Origin of the sequence: Bacillus swezeyi (genome assembly GCF_001969815.1) — a bacterium.
GTDB lineage: Bacteria > Bacillota > Bacilli > Bacillales > Bacillaceae > Bacillus > Bacillus swezeyi.
Genome location: NZ_MRBK01000004.1, coordinates 221,199 through 238,686, shown reverse-complemented (window position 1 = coordinate 238,686; position 17,488 = coordinate 221,199). Strand labels below are relative to the sequence as shown.

18 protein-coding genes are annotated in these 17,488 nt (G+C 44.4%); 12 read left to right on the top strand and 6 right to left on the bottom strand.

Going from position 1 to position 17,488, the window contains the following annotated elements; translation table 11 throughout:
* Positions 1-2 precede the first annotated feature (2 nt).
* Genes cidR through thiE form a run of 3 tightly spaced genes read left to right on the top strand, consistent with a single transcriptional unit; the run spans position 3 to position 2,402 of the window.
* Entirely contained in the window at positions 3-920 is a 918-nt protein-coding gene (gene cidR, locus BTA30_RS03975; RefSeq protein ID WP_076759557.1) for a cidABC operon transcriptional activator CidR, read from the top strand.
* Positions 917-1,726 carry a hydroxyethylthiazole kinase gene (gene thiM / locus BTA30_RS03970; protein ID WP_076759555.1) on the top strand — a complete coding sequence of 270 codons (810 nt, stop codon included), beginning with the start codon at positions 917-919 and terminating at the stop codon, positions 1,724-1,726. Before cidR ends, thiM begins: the two co-directional genes overlap by 4 nt.
* 1 nt (position 1,727) lies before the next feature.
* Complete coding sequence (gene thiE / locus BTA30_RS03965; RefSeq protein ID WP_076759553.1) at positions 1,728-2,402, top strand: thiamine phosphate synthase; 675 nt, start codon at positions 1,728-1,730, stop codon at positions 2,400-2,402.
* A gap of 36 nt (positions 2,403-2,438) precedes the next feature.
* Here thiE and BTA30_RS03960 read toward each other — a convergent pair whose 3' ends face one another.
* The gene (locus BTA30_RS03960; RefSeq protein ID WP_076759551.1) at positions 2,439-3,602 is read right to left on the bottom strand and encodes an ROK family transcriptional regulator; all 1,164 of its coding nucleotides are present in this window, start codon (positions 3,600-3,602) and stop codon (positions 2,439-2,441) included.
* 212 nt (positions 3,603-3,814) lie between these two features.
* Here BTA30_RS03960 and xylA point away from each other — a divergent pair, with 212 nt between their 5' ends.
* Both xylA and xylB read left to right on the top strand, forming a co-directional pair.
* Entirely contained in the window at positions 3,815-5,173 is a 1,359-nt protein-coding gene (gene xylA, locus BTA30_RS03955; protein ID WP_076759549.1) for a xylose isomerase, read from the top strand.
* Positions 5,161-6,660 carry a xylulokinase gene (xylB, locus tag BTA30_RS03950; RefSeq protein WP_076759547.1) on the top strand — a complete coding sequence of 500 codons (1,500 nt, stop codon included), beginning with the start codon at positions 5,161-5,163 and terminating at the stop codon, positions 6,658-6,660. Before xylA ends, xylB begins: the two co-directional genes overlap by 13 nt.
* 56 nt (positions 6,661-6,716) lie before the next feature.
* Here the strand turns inward: xylB and BTA30_RS03945 are convergent, their stop codons facing one another.
* The 3 genes from BTA30_RS03945 to BTA30_RS03935 form a co-directional block, all read right to left on the bottom strand.
* Positions 6,717-8,255, bottom strand: a complete 1,539-nt coding sequence (locus BTA30_RS03945; protein ID WP_076759545.1) for a solute symporter family protein — start codon at positions 8,253-8,255, stop codon at positions 6,717-6,719.
* Positions 8,252-8,566, bottom strand: a complete 315-nt coding sequence (locus BTA30_RS03940; RefSeq protein WP_076759543.1) for a DUF485 domain-containing protein — start codon at positions 8,564-8,566, stop codon at positions 8,252-8,254. Before BTA30_RS03940 ends, BTA30_RS03945 begins: the two co-directional genes overlap by 4 nt.
* 174 nt (positions 8,567-8,740) lie before the next feature.
* A complete protein-coding gene (locus BTA30_RS03935; protein ID WP_076760250.1) occupies positions 8,741-9,304 on the bottom strand; it encodes a flavodoxin family protein in 564 nt (187 codons plus the stop codon).
* Between the two features lie 233 nt (positions 9,305-9,537).
* Here BTA30_RS03935 and BTA30_RS24070 point away from each other — a divergent pair, with 233 nt between their 5' ends.
* Positions 9,538-9,660, top strand: a complete 123-nt coding sequence (locus tag BTA30_RS24070) for a hypothetical protein (protein ID WP_275666916.1) — start codon at positions 9,538-9,540, stop codon at positions 9,658-9,660.
* A 251-nt stretch (positions 9,661-9,911) separates the two neighbouring features.
* Here the strand turns inward: BTA30_RS24070 and BTA30_RS03930 are convergent, their stop codons facing one another.
* Positions 9,912-10,061 carry an anti-repressor SinI family protein gene (locus BTA30_RS03930; RefSeq protein ID WP_076759541.1) on the bottom strand — a complete coding sequence of 50 codons (150 nt, stop codon included), beginning with the start codon at positions 10,059-10,061 and terminating at the stop codon, positions 9,912-9,914.
* An 853-nt stretch (positions 10,062-10,914) separates the two neighbouring features.
* On the opposite strand from BTA30_RS03930, the gene galE reads away from it, so the two are divergent.
* From galE to qoxD, 5 genes are all read left to right on the top strand, one after another.
* Entirely contained in the window at positions 10,915-11,904 is a 990-nt protein-coding gene (gene galE, locus BTA30_RS03925; protein WP_076759539.1) for a UDP-glucose 4-epimerase GalE, read from the top strand.
* A 480-nt stretch (positions 11,905-12,384) separates the two neighbouring features.
* Positions 12,385-13,362 carry a cytochrome aa3 quinol oxidase subunit II gene (gene qoxA, locus BTA30_RS03920; protein ID WP_094777295.1) on the top strand — a complete coding sequence of 326 codons (978 nt, stop codon included), beginning with the start codon at positions 12,385-12,387 and terminating at the stop codon, positions 13,360-13,362.
* Between the two features lie 17 nt (positions 13,363-13,379).
* Positions 13,380-15,329: a cytochrome aa3 quinol oxidase subunit I gene (gene qoxB / locus BTA30_RS03915; protein WP_076759535.1), complete on the top strand. Its 1,950-nt coding sequence runs from the start codon at positions 13,380-13,382 to the stop codon at positions 15,327-15,329.
* A gap of 14 nt (positions 15,330-15,343) precedes the next feature.
* On the top strand, positions 15,344-15,958 hold the full coding sequence (gene qoxC, locus BTA30_RS03910; protein ID WP_076759533.1) for a cytochrome aa3 quinol oxidase subunit III: 615 nt from the start codon (positions 15,344-15,346) through the stop codon (positions 15,956-15,958).
* A complete protein-coding gene (qoxD, locus tag BTA30_RS03905) occupies positions 15,958-16,323 on the top strand; it encodes a cytochrome aa3 quinol oxidase subunit IV (protein WP_076759531.1) in 366 nt (121 codons plus the stop codon). Before qoxC ends, qoxD begins: the two co-directional genes overlap by 1 nt.
* Before the next feature lie 154 nt (positions 16,324-16,477).
* Here the strand turns inward: qoxD and BTA30_RS24370 are convergent, their stop codons facing one another.
* Positions 16,478-16,594, bottom strand: a complete 117-nt coding sequence (locus BTA30_RS24370; protein ID WP_434061754.1) for a lariocidin family lasso peptide — start codon at positions 16,592-16,594, stop codon at positions 16,478-16,480.
* Positions 16,595-16,763: 169 nt separating this feature from the next.
* On the opposite strand from BTA30_RS24370, the gene BTA30_RS03900 reads away from it, so the two are divergent.
* Positions 16,764-17,396 carry a response regulator transcription factor gene (locus BTA30_RS03900; RefSeq protein ID WP_076759529.1) on the top strand — a complete coding sequence of 211 codons (633 nt, stop codon included), beginning with the start codon at positions 16,764-16,766 and terminating at the stop codon, positions 17,394-17,396.
* Positions 17,397-17,488 lie beyond the last annotated feature (92 nt).

The window sequence follows — 17,488 nt, the reverse complement described above, 5'->3', positions numbered from 1 at the left end:
AAATGGACATACGTCACCTAACCTATTTTTTGGAGGTTGCCCGTCTGAAAAGCTTTACAAAAGCGGCCCAGTCATTATACATATCACAGCCGACGATTTCGAAGATGATCAAAAATCTTGAAGAAGAGCTGGGGATTGAGCTGTTTTACCGGCGCGGGCGGCAGATCGAGCTGACTGATGCCGGACAAAGCATGTATGTGCAGGCCCAGGAGATTACCAAGTCGTTTCAAAATCTGACTTCAGAGCTGAATGATTTAATGGACGTGAAAAAAGGACATGTTCGAATCGGTTTGCCGCCTATGATCGGCTCCGGTTTTTTCCCGAAAGTGATAGGGGATTTCAGAGACAAATATCCCAATGTCACCTTTCAGCTTGTTGAGCACGGATCTGTGAAAGTGCAGGAGGGTGTAGAAGACGGATCGCTTGATATCGGAGTTGTTGTCCTGCCGGCAAAAGAAGAAATATTTCATTCCTTTACGATCGTAAAAGAAAATTTAATGCTTGTCGTTCATCCTTCACACCGCTTCAGTGATGCGGAAGAAATTGAGCTGAATCAATTGAGCGAAGAACCGTTTATTTTTTTCCGGGAAGACTTTGTTCTCCATGAACGGATCATTACGTCATGTTTGAAAGCGGGATTTCAGCCGAATGTGATTTATGAGACGTCACAATGGGATTTTATCAGTGAAATGGTCTCGGCAAATCTCGGCATCGGTCTTCTGCCGGAAAGAATCTGCCGGGATCTTGATCCGGAAAGGGTGAAAATCATCCCCTTAGTCAGACCCTCCATCCCATGGCATATCGCTGTTATCTGGAGAAAAGACCGCTATCTTTCATTTGCGGCCAGGGCTTGGATTGATCATACAAAATCGTATATATGGAGTGCGAATTCAAAACCAGAAAGGGATGAGGCAAAATGAATCAACAAGATGCCGCAACAGGAATTGAAGAGGTCAGAAAACAAAAACCGCTCGTTCACAACATGACCAACAATGTCGTGACAAACTTTACAGCAAACGGTTTGCTGTCTCTCGGCGCATCTCCGGTGATGGCTTATGCGAGGGAAGAGGCGGCCGACATGGCAAAAATCGCCGGAGCTCTAGTGCTTAATATTGGCACGCTCAGCCTTGAGTCTGTAGAATCGATGATTATTGCAGGGCAATCTGCAAACGAGCATGGGGTTCCCGTCATTCTCGATCCTGTCGGGGCGGGGGCGACGTCTTTTCGAACGGCATCGGCCCAGCGGATCATGCGCAAGGTAAAGGTTTCTGTCGTCAGAGGCAATGCCGCCGAAATCGCCAACACGCTCGGTGAAGACTGGGCCATTAAAGGGGTGGACGCCGGAGAAGGAAGCGGCGACCGGATGGAGCTGGCAAAAAAAGCGGCAAAAGCCTGGAATACTGTTGTTGTCATTACAGGAGCTGAAGATGTTGTGACTGATGGGACAAGCGCTTATACCATAGGGAATGGCCATGAGCTGTTAACGAAAGTGACAGGGACCGGGTGTCTGTTTACTTCTGTCATAGGTGCGTATTGTGCCGTTCAAAAAGATTATTGCAAAGCTGCTGTATCAGCTGCCGCTTTTTATGGCTTGGCGGCGGAACTGGCTGCGGAAAAAACCGCAAATCAAGGACCGGGAAGCTTTCAGGTGGAATTTTTAAATCAGCTTGCTGCTGTGAATGCTGATGACATTAAACAGCGCGGCATTGTCAGAGAGGTGGAGTAGTATGAAGCGGGTTGCGAAGCAGACAATGAAAGATCTGTTATCCGTATATTTTATTATGGGTTCGAATAATACCGGCGGAGACCCTTTAACAGTGATTGATTCCGCTTTAAAAGGCGGAGTATCCCTTTTTCAATTACGTGAAAAAGGGGAAGGGGCGCTGCAAGTCGGAGATCAAAAGGCATTCGCTCAAAAGGTGCAGGCTCTTTGCCGGGAGGCCCGCGTTCCATTTATCATCAATGATGACGTCGAGCTTGCCCTTGAGCTTAATGCCGACGGTGTGCACATCGGCCAGGATGATGAAAAGGCCGCTGACGTCCGCGCCAAAATCGGTGACAAAATTCTCGGCGTGTCCGCCCATACCCTTGAAGAAGTCATAAAAGCAGAAAAGGATGGTGCCGATTATATCGGCGCGGGACCGATTTATCCTACAGAAACGAAGCGCGATGCAAAAGCCGTTCAAGGCGTCGCACTGATCAAAGAGATGCGCAGACAGGGCATCGATATCCCCGCAGTCGGCATCGGCGGGATTACGATCAAAAACTGCGCTCCCGTTATAGAAGCAGGAGCTGACGGCATCAGCATCATCAGCGCCATCAGCAAGGCCTCTGATCCAAAACAGGCGGCCGGCGCGTTCTATATGAAGGTGCAGGATATCAAAAAAAACGCAACTTCCTAGTTGGGGGTTGCGTTTTTTATAGGAGGCAGCTCTTCGTCAAACCATCTCATTCATAAACTGTTCGAGAAAGCGCTCGATCACAATGCGTGAAACGCCGAGCGAGGAGGCAATGCGGCCAAGTGAGGAAATTTTCAACTGATAATCGGTCAGCGCTTCTTTTGCGCTTCTTGAGGAGATGGTTTTCTTAATGGAGTCGACGATCATCGGATAAGATTCCACAATCGTATTGCGCAAAATAATCGTGCCGGGATTCAGCGTTTTAATGATGTTGAGCAGCCCCACGCCGATATAGAATCCAAATGTTTCAAACGTTTTAAGCATGTTTGGGTCATCGCGGTCGGCTAGTTCTTTTACGATTTGATGCAATGGCGCCTCTGTATTTGAAAGGAATGAAGAAAAAACGGCTTTTTCTGATGCGTAAAGCTCCCAGCATCCTTTATTTCCGCAGCGGCATGCCGGGCCATTAAAATCAATCGACATGTGCCCCGCTTCGCCTGAAAACCCCTCGACACCTCTGAAAAGCTTGCCGTTCATCAATATCCCCAAACCGATGCCGGCATTGATGCTTACAAAAACCGCATGCTCCAAATGACTGGCATCACCATACTCCTTTTCGCCGAGAGCTCCGGCGTTTGCTTCGTTTTCAATAAAAATCGGAACATTAAATTTTTCTTCGAGCAGGTTTTTCAAATCAATCAGATGAATCGGCTTATTTGGCGTGAACACCACTTGCTGGGCGTTGTCAACCAAGCCCGGCACACACACGCCAATCCCTGCCAAGCCATAGGGGGAGGGCGGCATTTTCTCGATGGCAAGTCCAACGAGTTCGATTAATGCCTGTTCTGTGGCCGGAATATCTTCTTCATCAAGATCGCGTTCATCATGTTCAATAATGTTGCCTTCAAGGTCGGTTAAAACGACGATCATATAATTCGTCCCAATATCAACGCCGACCGCATAGCCCGCTTTGCGATTGAATTTCAGCATGACAGGCCGTCTGCCGCCGCTCGATTCACCGCGGCCGGTTTCGAAAATCATTTCCTTTTGAAGCAGGGAAGACACCTGGGAAGAAACGGTCGATTTATTTAATCCCGTTATTTCTGAAAGCTTTGCCCTTGAGATGGGGGCGTTTGCAATAATCTGCTCAAGGATAAGCGCTTTATTCATTTTCTTTACAAGGGCTTGGTCCGCGGTATTCAATGGCAATCACTCTCTTTTGCGTGTTATGAATCTGTCATTTTATTATATTATAACAAAATGTAAAAACAAAATTTTTCTAGCATTTCCAATTGAAAGCGTTTAATTCATCTTGTAAAATAAATATTGGAAAGTTAGTTTAATGGTTAAACAAACTTGCCGCTGATGTATCTCTGTGAGTATTTTTTCAAGAAAACATGAGGAGGAGATCGAAAATGTTTTTTAACGAAGTGGGAAAGGTCAAGTATGAAGGCGCAGATTCGGAAAATCCATACGCGTATAAATATTACAACCCGGAAGAATATATCGGCGGCAAGGCGATGAAGGAACACCTCCGTTTTGCTGTTGCGTATTGGCATACGTTTGATGCCGACGGGAAAGATCCTTTCGGCGACGGAACGATGAGCCGTTCGTGGAATCGGCTGACACAGCCTTTGGATAAAGCGAAAGCCCGTGCAGAAGCGGCTTTTGAATTTTTTGAAAAGCTCGGCGTTCCTTATTTTTGTTTTCATGATGTTGATATCGTGCAGGAAGGCGATACATTGCGGGAAACGTTTCTTTATTTAGATAAAATGGCGTCATTTTTAAAAGAAATGATGGAGACAAGCGGTGTGAAATTATTATGGAATACAGCCAATATGTTTACACATCCGAGATATGTCCATGGTGCGGCAACCTCCTGCAATGCTGATGTTTATGCCCATGCAGCAGCAAAGGTGAAAAAAGGATTGGAAATCGCCAAAGAGCTCGGAGCGGAAAATTATGTGTTCTGGGGCGGCAGAGAAGGCTATGAAACATTGTTGAATACAAATATGAAGCTTGAGCTTGATCATTTGGCGGCCTTCTACAGGAAGGCGGTTGATTATGCCGAAGAAATCGGATTTGACGGCCAATTTTTAATCGAGCCCAAGCCGAAAGAGCCGACAAAGCATCAATATGATTTTGATGCGGCGACATCGATTGCTTTTCTAGAAACATATGGACTAAAAGATCATTTCAAACTGAATCTGGAAGCGAATCACGCGACTTTGGCAGGGCATACGTTTGAGCATGAGCTCCGGGTGGCTGCCCTTCACGATGTGCTCGGTTCTATTGATGCGAATCAGGGGGATTTGCTGCTGGGCTGGGATACAGATGAGTTCCCGACAGATCTGTATTCCGCGGTTTTGGCTATGTATGAAATTCTGAAAGCGGGCGGCTTTAAAACAGGCGGCATCAATTTTGACGCCAAAGCGAGGCGGGCCTCATTTGCGGACGAAGATTTATTTCTCGGGCACATCGCCGGAATGGATACGTATGCGGTCGGCTTAAAGGTCGCCTATCGGCTTTTGGAGGACAAAGCGCTCGAACGGATGATAGATGAGCGCTACAAAAGCTATACGAAAGGCATTGGTCTCGAAATTGCAGAAGGGCGGACCGATCTGAAAAAACTTGCCGCTTACGCGCTTGAAAATGACCATATTGAAAACCGATCCGGCCGTCAGGAAAATCTTAAAGCGACAGTCAACCGCTATTTATTAAATGTTTTGCGCGAGTCGCCGGCTAGAAAGGAGAAACAGCAGTGGAATATGTGATCGGGGCGGACCTTGGCACAAGCGCGGTCAAAGTCATACTTGTCAACCAGCGCGGAGAAATGTGCGGGGAAGCCTCTAAGCCGTTTTCGATCATACAGCCGCATTCGGGTTATTCTGAACAGGACCCAAGAGAATGGGCGGAGAAAACGAAAGTGGCCATAAAGGAATTGATCGAGAATGCCCGTGTTGAGGCAGCTCAGATCAAAGGCATCAGTTTTTCAGGACAGATGCATGGGCTGGTCCTTTTAAACCGCGAAGGAGAAGTATTGCGAAATGCCATCTTATGGAATGATACCCGAACAGCTGATCAATGCCGGCAGATTAACGGAGTAATCGGGAAGGCGCGCCTTCTTGAGCTTGTAAAAAATCCGGCGCTGGAAGGATTCACCCTTCCGAAGCTCCTGTGGGTGAAGGAGCATGAAAAAGAGCTGTTTGAAAAGACGGCAGTCTTTTTGCTTCCTAAAGATTATGTCAGATACACCATGACGGGATGTCTTCACAGCGAGCACTCGGATGCGGCGGGCACGCTTCTGCTTGATGTAAAGCACAAAAACTGGAGCGGAGAAATATGCAGACGGCTGGGAATACCGGAGTCAATTTGCCCCGAATTAGTCGAATCAGGCGCCTGTGTCGGCGGTCTCACAGCAGAATTTGCGGCGGAAACCGGGCTGTCGCCCGATGTCAAGGTGTTCGCCGGAGGGGCGGACAATGCATGCGGAGCGATTGGCGCCGGGATTTTAAGGGAAGGCACCGCCCTGTGCAGCATCGGTACGTCAGGTGTCGTTCTCACCTATGAAACAGACCCTGAACAAGAGTTTAGAGGGAATATCCACTTTTTTAACCACGCTGCTTTTGGGTCGTATTATTCAATGGGTGTGACGCTTTCAGCCGGACGCAGCTTCAGCTGGTTTAAGGATGTATTCGCTGATCAGTATTCATTTGATTCATTAATCAGCGAAATGGACCGTTCTAAACCCGGAGCAAGGGGTCTGCTGTTTACCCCGTATCTTTCCGGAGAAAGGACCCCTCACGCTGACGCCGATATCCGCGCCAGCTTCATCGGGATGGACAGCTCCCATACGAGGGCAGACTTTATTAGAGCAGTTATTGAGGGCATCACATTTTCCCTTCATGAGAGCATTGAACAATTTCGCGCCGGCGGAAAAAAAATCGACCGTGTCATTTCAATCGGCGGAGGTGCAAAAAGTGAAAAATGGCTGCAAATCCAAGCTGACACGTTTAATGCCGAGATTGTCAGGCTGACAAGTGAACAAGGCCCGGCTTTCGGTGCAGCAATGCTTGCAGCGGTCGGCTGCGACTGGTTTCCGACCCTTGAAGATTGTGCCGGACAATTTGTTCATACTAAGGAGTCATTCTTCCCCCGTCCGGAAATCAGCAGGCGATATCAAGACTTGTTTCAAATATACAAAGATGTCTACCGGCAGACGAAACCATTGAATGAGCGGCTTGCATGCTTTCGTAAATAGCCAAAAACTTATGGGCAGGCGCGGCCCATAAGTTTTTAGTTTTCAGGCTCAATGTTTTAAGATTGATCCATATGGATGCCTGTGTGCGCTTTCACTTGAATCTCTGCAAATGCATCCTTATCCGGGGCTTTTGAAGATAAGATGGTTCCGAGATACGCTCCTAAAAAGCCGAGCGGAATCGAGATGATGCCCGGATTTGAAATTGGAATCAGCGGTTCTCCGATAAAGATGGCATTTCCGGCCGGATCCCAAACACTCGGACTGATGGAGACAAGAATCAAAGCGCTTAGAAGCCCGATCAGACTTCCTGTCAGAGCCCCGGCTGCATTAAATCTTTTCCAGAAAACAGTGAAAATAATAAGCGGAAGATTGGCGCTTGCCGCCACCGCGAAAGCCAGAGACACAAGAAACGCGACATTCAGCGACTGGGCGAAGACAGCGAGCAGGATCGAAAGCACGGATACACCGATGGAAGCCCATCTTGCAGCGATCATCTGCTCTTTTTCTGTCGCCGCTCCTTTTCTGATAATCTGACTGTAAATATCGTGAGCAAAGGCGGAAGCCGCAGACAGCACAAGTCCTGTAACAACTGCCAAAATCGTAGCGAAGGCGATCGCTGAGACAAAGGCGAACAAGAAATCTCCTCCAAGTGCCTGAGCCAGCAGCGGCGCAGCCATATTCCCCGCCTGATCCGCAGCTAAAATGTTTTCAAAACCGACAAATGCGGCAGCGCCAAAACCGAGAAACACCGTCATAATATAAAATATACCGATAATCCATGTAGCAGAAACAACCGATTTCCTTGCGGTTTTGGCATCTTTCACCGTATAAAACCGGATGAGGATGTGGGGAAGCCCTGCCGTCCCGAGGACAAGTGCCAAATTAAGTGAAAGCGTTTCAAGAGGAACCTTGTATTTGTTGCCCGGGTTTAAGAAGTCTGCACCAAGAGGAGTGGCCGTTTTCATTTGCTCGAACATGTTTGTGAGGCTGAATCCGAATTTGGAAAAAACCAGTATTGATATAATAAGCGTTCCTGCCATTAAGAGAACGGCTTTAATGATCTGCACCCAGCTCGTAGCGATCATCCCTCCGAATACGACGTAGATGGTCATTAAAACGCCGACGATACAAACTGCCAGCGTATAGTCGATGCCAAGCAGAAGTTTAATCAGCGCCCCGGCGCCGACGAGCTGAGCGATCATATAGAACGTTGAAATGGTAATGGTGTTTAATGCCGCGACTCCGCGAATCTTCTTTTGCTTAAAACGAGAGGCGATCATATCAGCCATCGTAAATTTTCCAAGATTTCTGAGCGGCTCGGCCACAATATAAAGAACGACTAAATATGCCACGAGAAAACCGATGCTGTAAAAAAAACCGTCAAAGCCGTTCAAAGCGATCATCCCCGCAATTCCTAAAAAAGAAGCCGCTGACATGTAATCTCCCGCAATAGCCAGTCCGTTTTGAAGGCCGGTAAGCCCTCCTCCTGCTGTATAAAACTCATTGGCCGTTTTTGTCCGCCTTGCTGCGAAGTACGTAATGACGAGCGTGAGGGCTACAATGGCAAGAAACAGAATAAAGGCTGTGGCACTCATGATTCAACCCCTCCAATTTCCTTTTTGAAGTCGTTTGCCATCCGGTCGAATTGATCGGCTTTTTTAGTATAGAGAATACAGAGCGTCCACGTCATGACAAATTGAGCAACCGCGAAGAGCCAGGCCCATGAAATAGCACCGGCCGCCGGCTGATTCAAGAATGTGAAATAGGATGTCATAATCGGCAGAAGGAAGTAAAAGAGCAGAAAGAACACCGTCATCGGCACGATAAAAGCGCGCTTTCGTTTCAACAGCTGCTGGAACGCCGGAGATGCTGCAGCCTTGCTGTAATCTATTTCATTTTTATTCATTTGTTTTTCGTCCCTCCTTATATTTGTCTGAAAAGATACAACAAAGGTATGTAACAAGCTCCGGTTTTATTCTTCAAATTTCATATGCCGCTTATTTATATAAGATGAAAGACCTGACAATCTCCAAAAAATATTTTCTCCATAGCGCGTACCGGCTGTCCGCTTTTTCTTTTGTCATACTTTTCGCCTCTTTTCATATGCCGCTAGTTTTTGCCTCAATTCATTTACGGAAAAAAGTGCAGAGGAGTCGTTCAAAATACTGCCGGGCTGATTTCCTTTGCCAATTATATAACCGCCGAATGTCATGTTCATAAAATCAAATATATATTGAAACTGCTGAATGAGCGGCAGCCCTTTAATATGCGGCTCGTCATCACCCACTGCGATGACATATCCTGTTTTCCGCGACATTTGCTGTGTAAAATCATCTCTCCCTTTTTCAATTAAGGTTTGGGACCAACGGTCAATAAAATTTTTCATCAGTCCTGACATGCCGTACCAATAGATTGGAGTGGCAAAAATGATGATGTCTTTTTCCGCGACCCGGCTTAACAGATCCCTGTAGTCATCATCGGGATAATACGGACGTGTTTCGCTGTGCCGGAAGTCAGATACCGGCCGGACATGGAAATCGCGCAAACAGATTTTATCCGCACCAAGTCCGTCTATTAATTGATCCGCAAGCGCTTCTGTATTACCGTTTTTTCGTGAGCTTCCGCATATAACTGCAATCCCCATCATGATCCTGCCTCCTGTTTGTAATGATTCAATATCAGTTTATAATGAGGATTATCGATCAGTAAAATTGATAATTTAGATTTTTAACATCGGAAAATTCGATTATTAAATGCTGAAAATGAAAAGATAGTGAATTTGCTCGGCAATACGGTTGCAAAAACGAAGAATATGAACCGGAAAAATGTATATAAGAAAGAAGGATGATACCTATGAGGTTGGGAGAATGAAAAGTATTGCGGATCGTCCAGATTAAACCGACTCTGCCGGCGGGAATGGGAAGCGGGTCCCCAGGCTATACATTTATCAAAACAGCCGGAATCAGCATTGACAGTGAGTACCTTGCAAGCGCTATATAAAGGCATCCCGTCAATGCCCTAAAGGATTGTTTATGTAAAATGGCAAAGGATAAGCTGCTCTCTCAAACATCATGCGAAACCGTTCAGGGAGCAGATAGAATCTATACACAGGCCGTATCCTGCACCTGAAAACATACGTCATTATCAATTTTTTAAACACTCTTTGAAAACAGCCGGTTGGATCGTCTTGAAACTTCAAGATTCAACAGAACCGCCTGTTTTATGAATGAATGGTCGATGCCTTGTAAGCCCTACTGTCTTAGCTGTCTGTCAGCATCTTTGCGTTTGGACTGAGCGCGAAGAAAATCCTTTATATCTTCAACATGCAGCCCCATTTTTTTCGCCTCCTTCATCAAAATCACCCAATCTTTGTCCAGCTTGTGTTTCGTTTGAGTATTCATAGATTCCTCCAATATGATAAGACGTTGTTCATCTCAAGGAAGAAAAACTGTTTTTGCCTTGAGATGTATTAAAGTTATAAAACAACACGTATGAAAACAATGACAAATTTCATAAAAAGTTCACATAAGCAGGTTGATTCAACCTACCTATTCCCTAAATAACTGACTAAAAAAACCAAAAAATCTTAGATTCTTACTTATAATAATAAACAATCAATTACTGACTGGATAGTATTCAAATAAAAATGATTACTTTTCCCTATTAAGAATTTCTCAATTACAGCCGAGTATCCTTTGAATTTTCAAAAAACAATAGAGAAAATAGAGTTGAAAAGAACAAATTTAGAGACGGAAAAAGCAGTGTCTTCAAGGGATTAGGGGAGAAAAACAAGGAGATGGGCGACGGGGTTCTTTATACTTATTTAAAGAGTGGGTTAAAGACGGATAATCCGATCATACTATTAAAATGTTTATTAAGTGGAAAAAAAGAACTTTGTTTTCAAAAGCAGTGAGAAAAGTATAGAATTTGGACGATTTTCGGCTCGTTTCGCTGGCAAAAAACCTTTGATATAATGGAAAATCCGAACTATTCTAAGAGAGGAACAAATTGGGATTGTGAAAAGAGTTTGCGTTCTCTTTGTTGGTTTTATGAAAATATTTTGACAATACAAGCTGAAAAAGCTGGAAGATGGTAAAATAAAATCGCCTGATGAATGAATCCTAAAATTTGCTGCAATGGAATCCGCTGTATATTGAAATGGTTGATCTGTTGCAGAAAGAATCATATGGGCAGAAAAATGGAATGTGGAGCATGATGCCATATATCTGGCATCGGTGAAGGGAGAGAAATGAATTGGCAATTTTAGTGTGCGGGGGCGCGGGTTATATCGGCAGTCATGCTGTGGCAGAGCTGTTAAGCCGTAATGAAGAAGTCGTTATTATTGATAATCTGCAAACAGGACATGAGGAGGCGGCTCTGTCCGGGGCATCTTTTTATAAAGGAGATTTACGGGATGAAACATTCCTAAGGGAAGTGTTTCAGGAAAACACGATCGAAGCGGTCATGCATTTCGCTGCCGATTCATTGGTCGGGGAAAGTGTAACAGATCCTCTTAAATATTATGATAACAATGTTTATGGCGCTGTCTGCCTATTAAAGGTGATGAGGGAATTTGATGTGAAGCAAATCGTTTTCTCGTCAACAGCGGCTACATACGGGGAGCCTGACCGTGTTCCTATTATGGAAACAGATGTGGCAAACCCGACAAATCCGTATGGAGAAACAAAACTTGCAATTGAAAAAATGTTGAAATGGTCGGAAAAAGCGTATGGCATCCGCCATGTCGTGCTGCGCTATTTTAATGTAGCCGGAGCACATGTAAAGGGTCTGATTGGCGAAGATCATCAGCCTGAAACACATCTGATTCCGATCATTCTGCAGACTGCACTTGGCAAACGTGACAAAATCATGATTTTTGGAGATGATTATCCGACTCCTGATGGTACGTGTATCAGAGATTATATCCATGTGATGGATTTGGTCGATGCGCACATCCTTGCTGTAGAAAGATTCAGAGATGGAGGAGAAAGCGCTGTTTACAATCTTGGAAACGGGACAGGCTTTTCAGTGAAAGAAGTCGTTGAGACAGCCCGTCAAGTAACTGGCCGCCCTATTCCTGCTGAGATGGCCGAACGGCGTGCTGGAGACCCGGCACAGCTTATCGCCTCATCTGAAAAAGCGATGCATGAGCTCGGCTGGAAACCGAAATACAATGACTTGGAAACGATCATTGAAAGCGCATGGAATTGGTTTAAAGAACACCCTGACGGTTATCAGTCATAAAAAAATAAAGTGGAACGAACGACTGCAAAAAGAGCTTTCTGATTTTGAAAGCTTTTTTTCATGGGAATTTTTCGTTTTTTGAAGTTTAACGCCGCTTGGCATACGGGAATTGTCATAAGGGAAGACAGACAGTAATTAACCAAAGAAAAATTTAACAATGTTAAATTAATGATTGACCAATGTTTTTTATTGTGGTAAACCTAAATTTGACAGATTTTTTGATTGGGAGGGTATTGTCAGTTCTTACTTTGTGTGTAAAAAGAACTAAGAAATTACCAGTGAATTTCCTTCGTTATTCATATTAATATGAATAAAATTTGACGATTTTATGACATTTGGGTGAAAAAAGGGTGAACTTTCGAAAAAAATAAGGCTAATTGGTGAAGATTTTGATAGCATAGCAAGGTAGAAGAAAAAGTTTTTCAGAATCCTTTTATCTTAGATATTCTGACCAAATTTATACATCATTAAGGAAGGATGGTGATCCTCTTGTTCAGAGCATTCAAACCACTGATTCTGCTTGGACTGCTTTCATCCGTATTTTTATTGGGCGGCTGCAGTCAAATTGCGGTATTAGATCCTAAAGGGCCGGTTGCTTCACAGCAAAGAGATCTTATTTTATTATCGATTGGATTTATGCTGTTTATCGTAGCGGTCGTTTTTGTCCTTTTTACTGTGATGATCGTTAAATACCGTGAACGTAAAGACAGAAAGTCTCCTTACAAACCGGAAGTAGAAGGCAATACGTTTTTAGAAATTGTCTGGACAGTGGTTCCAATTTTAATTGTTATTGCGCTGTCTGTACCAACAGTGCAAACAATTTATTCTCTAGAAGAGGCTCCAAAAGCATCAAAGGATAAGGAACCTTTGGTTGTTTACGCTACATCTGTCGATTGGAAATGGGTATTCAGCTATCCTGAGCAGGATATCGAAACGGTCAACTACCTGAACATCCCGACAGACAGACCGATCTTGTTTAAAATTGCATCTGCTGATTCAATGGCTTCACTATGGATTCCGCAGCTTGGCGGACAGAAATATGCGATGTCCGGAATGGAAATGGAGCAATATCTCCAGGCGGATCATGAAGGAACATATAAAGGCCGCAATGCAAACTTCACAGGCGAAGGCTTTGCGGAACAAACATTTGATGTTAAAGCGGTATCTCAAAGCGACTTTAATGATTGGGTGAAGAAAACACAGAAAGAAGCTCCTAAGCTGACGAAGAGCCAGTACGATGAACTGATGCTTCCTCAGCATGCGGATGAAATGACGTTCTCATCTACGCATCTGAAATACGTCAATCACGGAAATGATGCGGAATATGCCATTAAAGCCCGCGAAAGATTAGGTTATAAACCAGTATCACCGCATTCAAAATCAGATCCGTTTGGAAATGTGAAGACAAACGACAATCAAAAACAATCTGATCAATCTAAAGACCACGATTCCCACTAGGAAAGGAGGAAGCTTGCATGAATTTGAAATGGGACGAATTCATAATTACGGGTGATCCATTAATTCTCGGAGCACAGATTTCCATTTTACTTACATCCATTGCAATCGTATTTGTGTTGACATATTTTAAAAAGTGGAAATGGCTTTGGAAAGAATGGATTACCACCGTCGACCACAAGCGTTTAGGAATCATGTACCTTATTGCCGCAGTGATTATGTTTTTCCGCGGCGGTGTCGATGGATTAATGATGCGTGCCCAGCTCACGCTTCCTGATAACAGTTTTTTAGATTCAAATCACTATAATGAAGTATTTACAACACACGGTACGATCATGATCATTTTCATGGCGATGCCGTTTCTTATTGGTTTAATGAACGTTGTCATACCTCTTCAAATCGGTGCGCGCGATGTTGCATTTCCGTATTTGAACAACTTGAGTTTCTGGACCTTCATGGTCGGAGCGATGCTGTTTAATATTTCTTTCGTGATCGGGGGATCACCGAGTGCAGGGTGGACAGCCTACATGCCTCTGGCAGGCAATGAGCTGAGTCCCGGACCGGGGCAGAACTATTACTTGCTCGGTCTTCAGATCGCAGGTATCGGAACGCTGCTTACCGGGATCAACTTCATGGTCACCATCTTGAAAATGCGCACAAAAGGCATGACGCTTTGGCGGATGCCGATGTTCACATGGACAACGCTGATCACTTGTCTGATTATCATTTTCGCCTTCCCTGTACTGACAGTGGCCTTGGCGCTGATGACATTTGACCGCTTGTTCGGAACAGCCTTTTTCACTTTGGCAAACGGCGGTATGCCGATGCTTTGGGCGAACCTGTTCTGGATTTGGGGACATCCTGAAGTTTACATCGTTATTTTACCGGCTTTCGGTATTTTTTCAGAAATTATTTCGACTTTTGCAAGAAAGCAGCTGTTCGGCTACAAAGCAATGGTCTATTCCATTGTGGCCATTTCGCTTCTCAGCTTTCTTGTTTGGCTGCACCACTTTTTCACAATGGGCAACAGCGCTGCAGTCAACTCGTTTTTCTCGATTACGACGATGGCGATATCGGTGCCGACCGGGGTTAAAATATTTAACTGGCTGCTGACGCTGCATCGAGGCAGAATCAAAATTACAACTCCGATGCTGTGGTCGCTTGCATTTATTCCTAACTTCGTTATCGGCGGGGTTACGGGCGTCATGCTGGCGATGGCTGCTGCGGACTATCAATATCACAACACATACTTCCTCGTATCACACTTTCACTATGTGCTGATTGCGGGTACTGTGTTTGCGTGCTTTGCCGGACTGATTTTCTGGTATCCGAAAATGTTCGGCCATAAATTGAACGAACGGATCGGAAAATGGTTCTTCTGGCTGTTTATGACAGGCTTTAACATCTGTTTCTTCCCAATGTACTTCTTGGGACTGCAGGGAATGCCGCGCCGTATTTACACATACGGAGCAGATGACGGCTGGACTGCATTGAACATGGTTGCGACATTTGGCGCATTGCTGATGGCTGCTGGATTCATCGTTCTTTGCTACAACATTTTCTACAGTTTCCGTCATGCGAAACGCGAGGAAACCGGTGATGCTTGGGGAGCAGGCCGTACGCTTGAATGGGCTACGTCTTCTGCGATTCCGCCGCATTACAACTTTGCGGTTCTTCCTGAAGTAAAATCGCTTGACGCTTTCTGGCAAATGAAAGAAGACAAAGTCGATATTCATCCTGAAAGCCAATTTAAAAAGATTCATATGCCAAGCAATTCAGGACGTCCGTTTATGATGTCCCTGTTCTTCGGCTTTGCAGGTTTCGGACTTGTCTTTGAATGGTATTGGATGGGAATCGTCGGTCTGATCGGTGTATTCCTCTGTATGATTCTTCGTTCATTTGAATATGACGACGGCTACTATGTAAGTGTTGAGGAAATAAAAGAGACTGAACGAAAGAATGCCAAGTAAAGGAGGCGTGACTGATGGAACATGCAGAACATAGCAATTCAAACGCTCCTATGGAATATCGCTCTGAAACAGGAAGATTGAACATCCTTGGCTTTTGGATCTTTCTTGGAGCAGAGATTGCGTTATTCTCTACGCTGTTTTCGACCTACGCTGTTCTTCATAACAGAACAGCCGGAGGCGTATTGCCGGCAGAGCTGTTTGACGCCAAGCTCGTTATAATCATGACGTTCCTGCTGCTAACGAGCAGTTTCACATGCGGCATCGCCGTACATGAAATGCGTCGGGGAAGCTTAAAAGGTGTGATGATCTGGATGATCATTACACTCCTGCTCGGTGCAGGCTTTGTTGGCTACGAGATTATGGAGTTCACACATTATGTACATGAAGGTGCCACATTATCAACAAGTGCTTTCTGGTCTGCGTTCTTCGTCCTGCTCGGGACACACGGACTGCACGTGTCGATCGGTATCTTCTGGATCATCGGTATTTTATTGCAGACGAAAAAACGCGGGTTGACACCGCAAACTTCTTCTAAATTGTTTATTTCAAGCTTATATTGGCACTTTTTAGACGTGGTATGGATCTTCATCTTTACCGGAGTCTATTTGATAGGGTTGGTGAATGTATAATGACGACAAAACAATCGGCTGAACACAGCCACTTTCCTTGGAAGCATCTTGTCGGTTTCTTGTTGTCCATTGTGCTCACCTTATTGGCCCTATGGGTGATTTACACTGATTTGAGCATGTCTGCGAAGCTGTGGATTATTTTTGGTTTTGCCATCGTCCAGGCTGGATTGCAGCTCTTGATGTTTATGCATATGACTGAAAGTGACAGCGGCACAATCCAAGTCGGAAACACGCTGTTTGCAGCATTTATTGGAATTGCGATTGTAGCCGGTTCTATTTGGATCTTCGCAGCTCACACCCATCACGGAGACAACCCAGAAGGCGGTTCTCCGGGTGAACAACACTCTGAGCATAGTGGACATTAATTGAATTGAATAAAGCTTAAGCCGTCTTGTTTCAATACAAGCGGATTGGCTGTTTTTAAAAGAGTGCGGTTTCTTAAAAATCCGCACTCTTTTTGTTTATCGTTTCATGCAAAAAGGAAAGAGAGCCAAGAACAGCTCTCTTTCTAGTCTTTTCTTATCCTCGTTTTACACCTCGGCCGAATTTTCCGTCACCCGGTTTGCTCTTTTTAGAAAGAGTGACTGCTAAAAATGCACCATAGTTTTTCACTTTAGCCATTTCAAGTTTACGCATAGTATCACCTCCTTATTACTTCCAGTTGATTACATATTTATGCTATCATAGAATTAAGTGGTAAAAACCACAAAAAGATACTAAAAAGCCGACATGATTCTTCAATTCTGTTCATGAGCTGTTATTGCGGCTTTTATTCGTGGAGATTGACTTAAGGAGAGTGTTGCTGATGGTTCGAGTGTTGCTAGTAGACGACTACAGGGTGATGACTTCAGGAATGAAGGAAATACTGAAGAAATACAATATGGATGTGATCGTTTGCCATAAAGGTAATGAAGCTCTCGACCTTTTAAAAAATTCGAGGCAAAGCATAGATATTTTTCTTTATGATTTAAATATGCCGCAAATGAATGGATTGGAATTATCACTGAAAACTTTGGAAATCGTTCCTCAAGCTAAAATCATCATTATGTTTTCAGGAGATGAGATTCAAGCTTATTTTAATAAGCTGATAGAAGCCGGAGTGAAAGGGTTTATTGATAAATCATATACAGACAGCATGATTGTCTCAAGTATCATTCTATGTTTAAAAGGGGCTGTTCTATTTCCCGACACTCTTCTGAAAAAGCTGCGATTGGATTCCGAATTAAGCGTGGACGAGCATTTAACAAACACCGAACTGGATATTTTGCAGCAAGTAGCAGCTGGAAAAACAAATAAAGAAATTGCAGCAAACTTGCAAATGTCGACGAGAAACGTTGAATATCACTTAAGCAAAATATACAAAAAACTCAAAGTAACATCACGCTACTCCGCTGTTAAAAAGGGGAAAATGCTTAATTTGATCAAACAGAAGGTTTAGATGAGGATGCTAGGACTTTTATAATACAATCGTTTCCTTGATAAATAAGAGAGCCGCCGGCTCTCTTTTCTTATTTTGCTCCTCCGAATAAA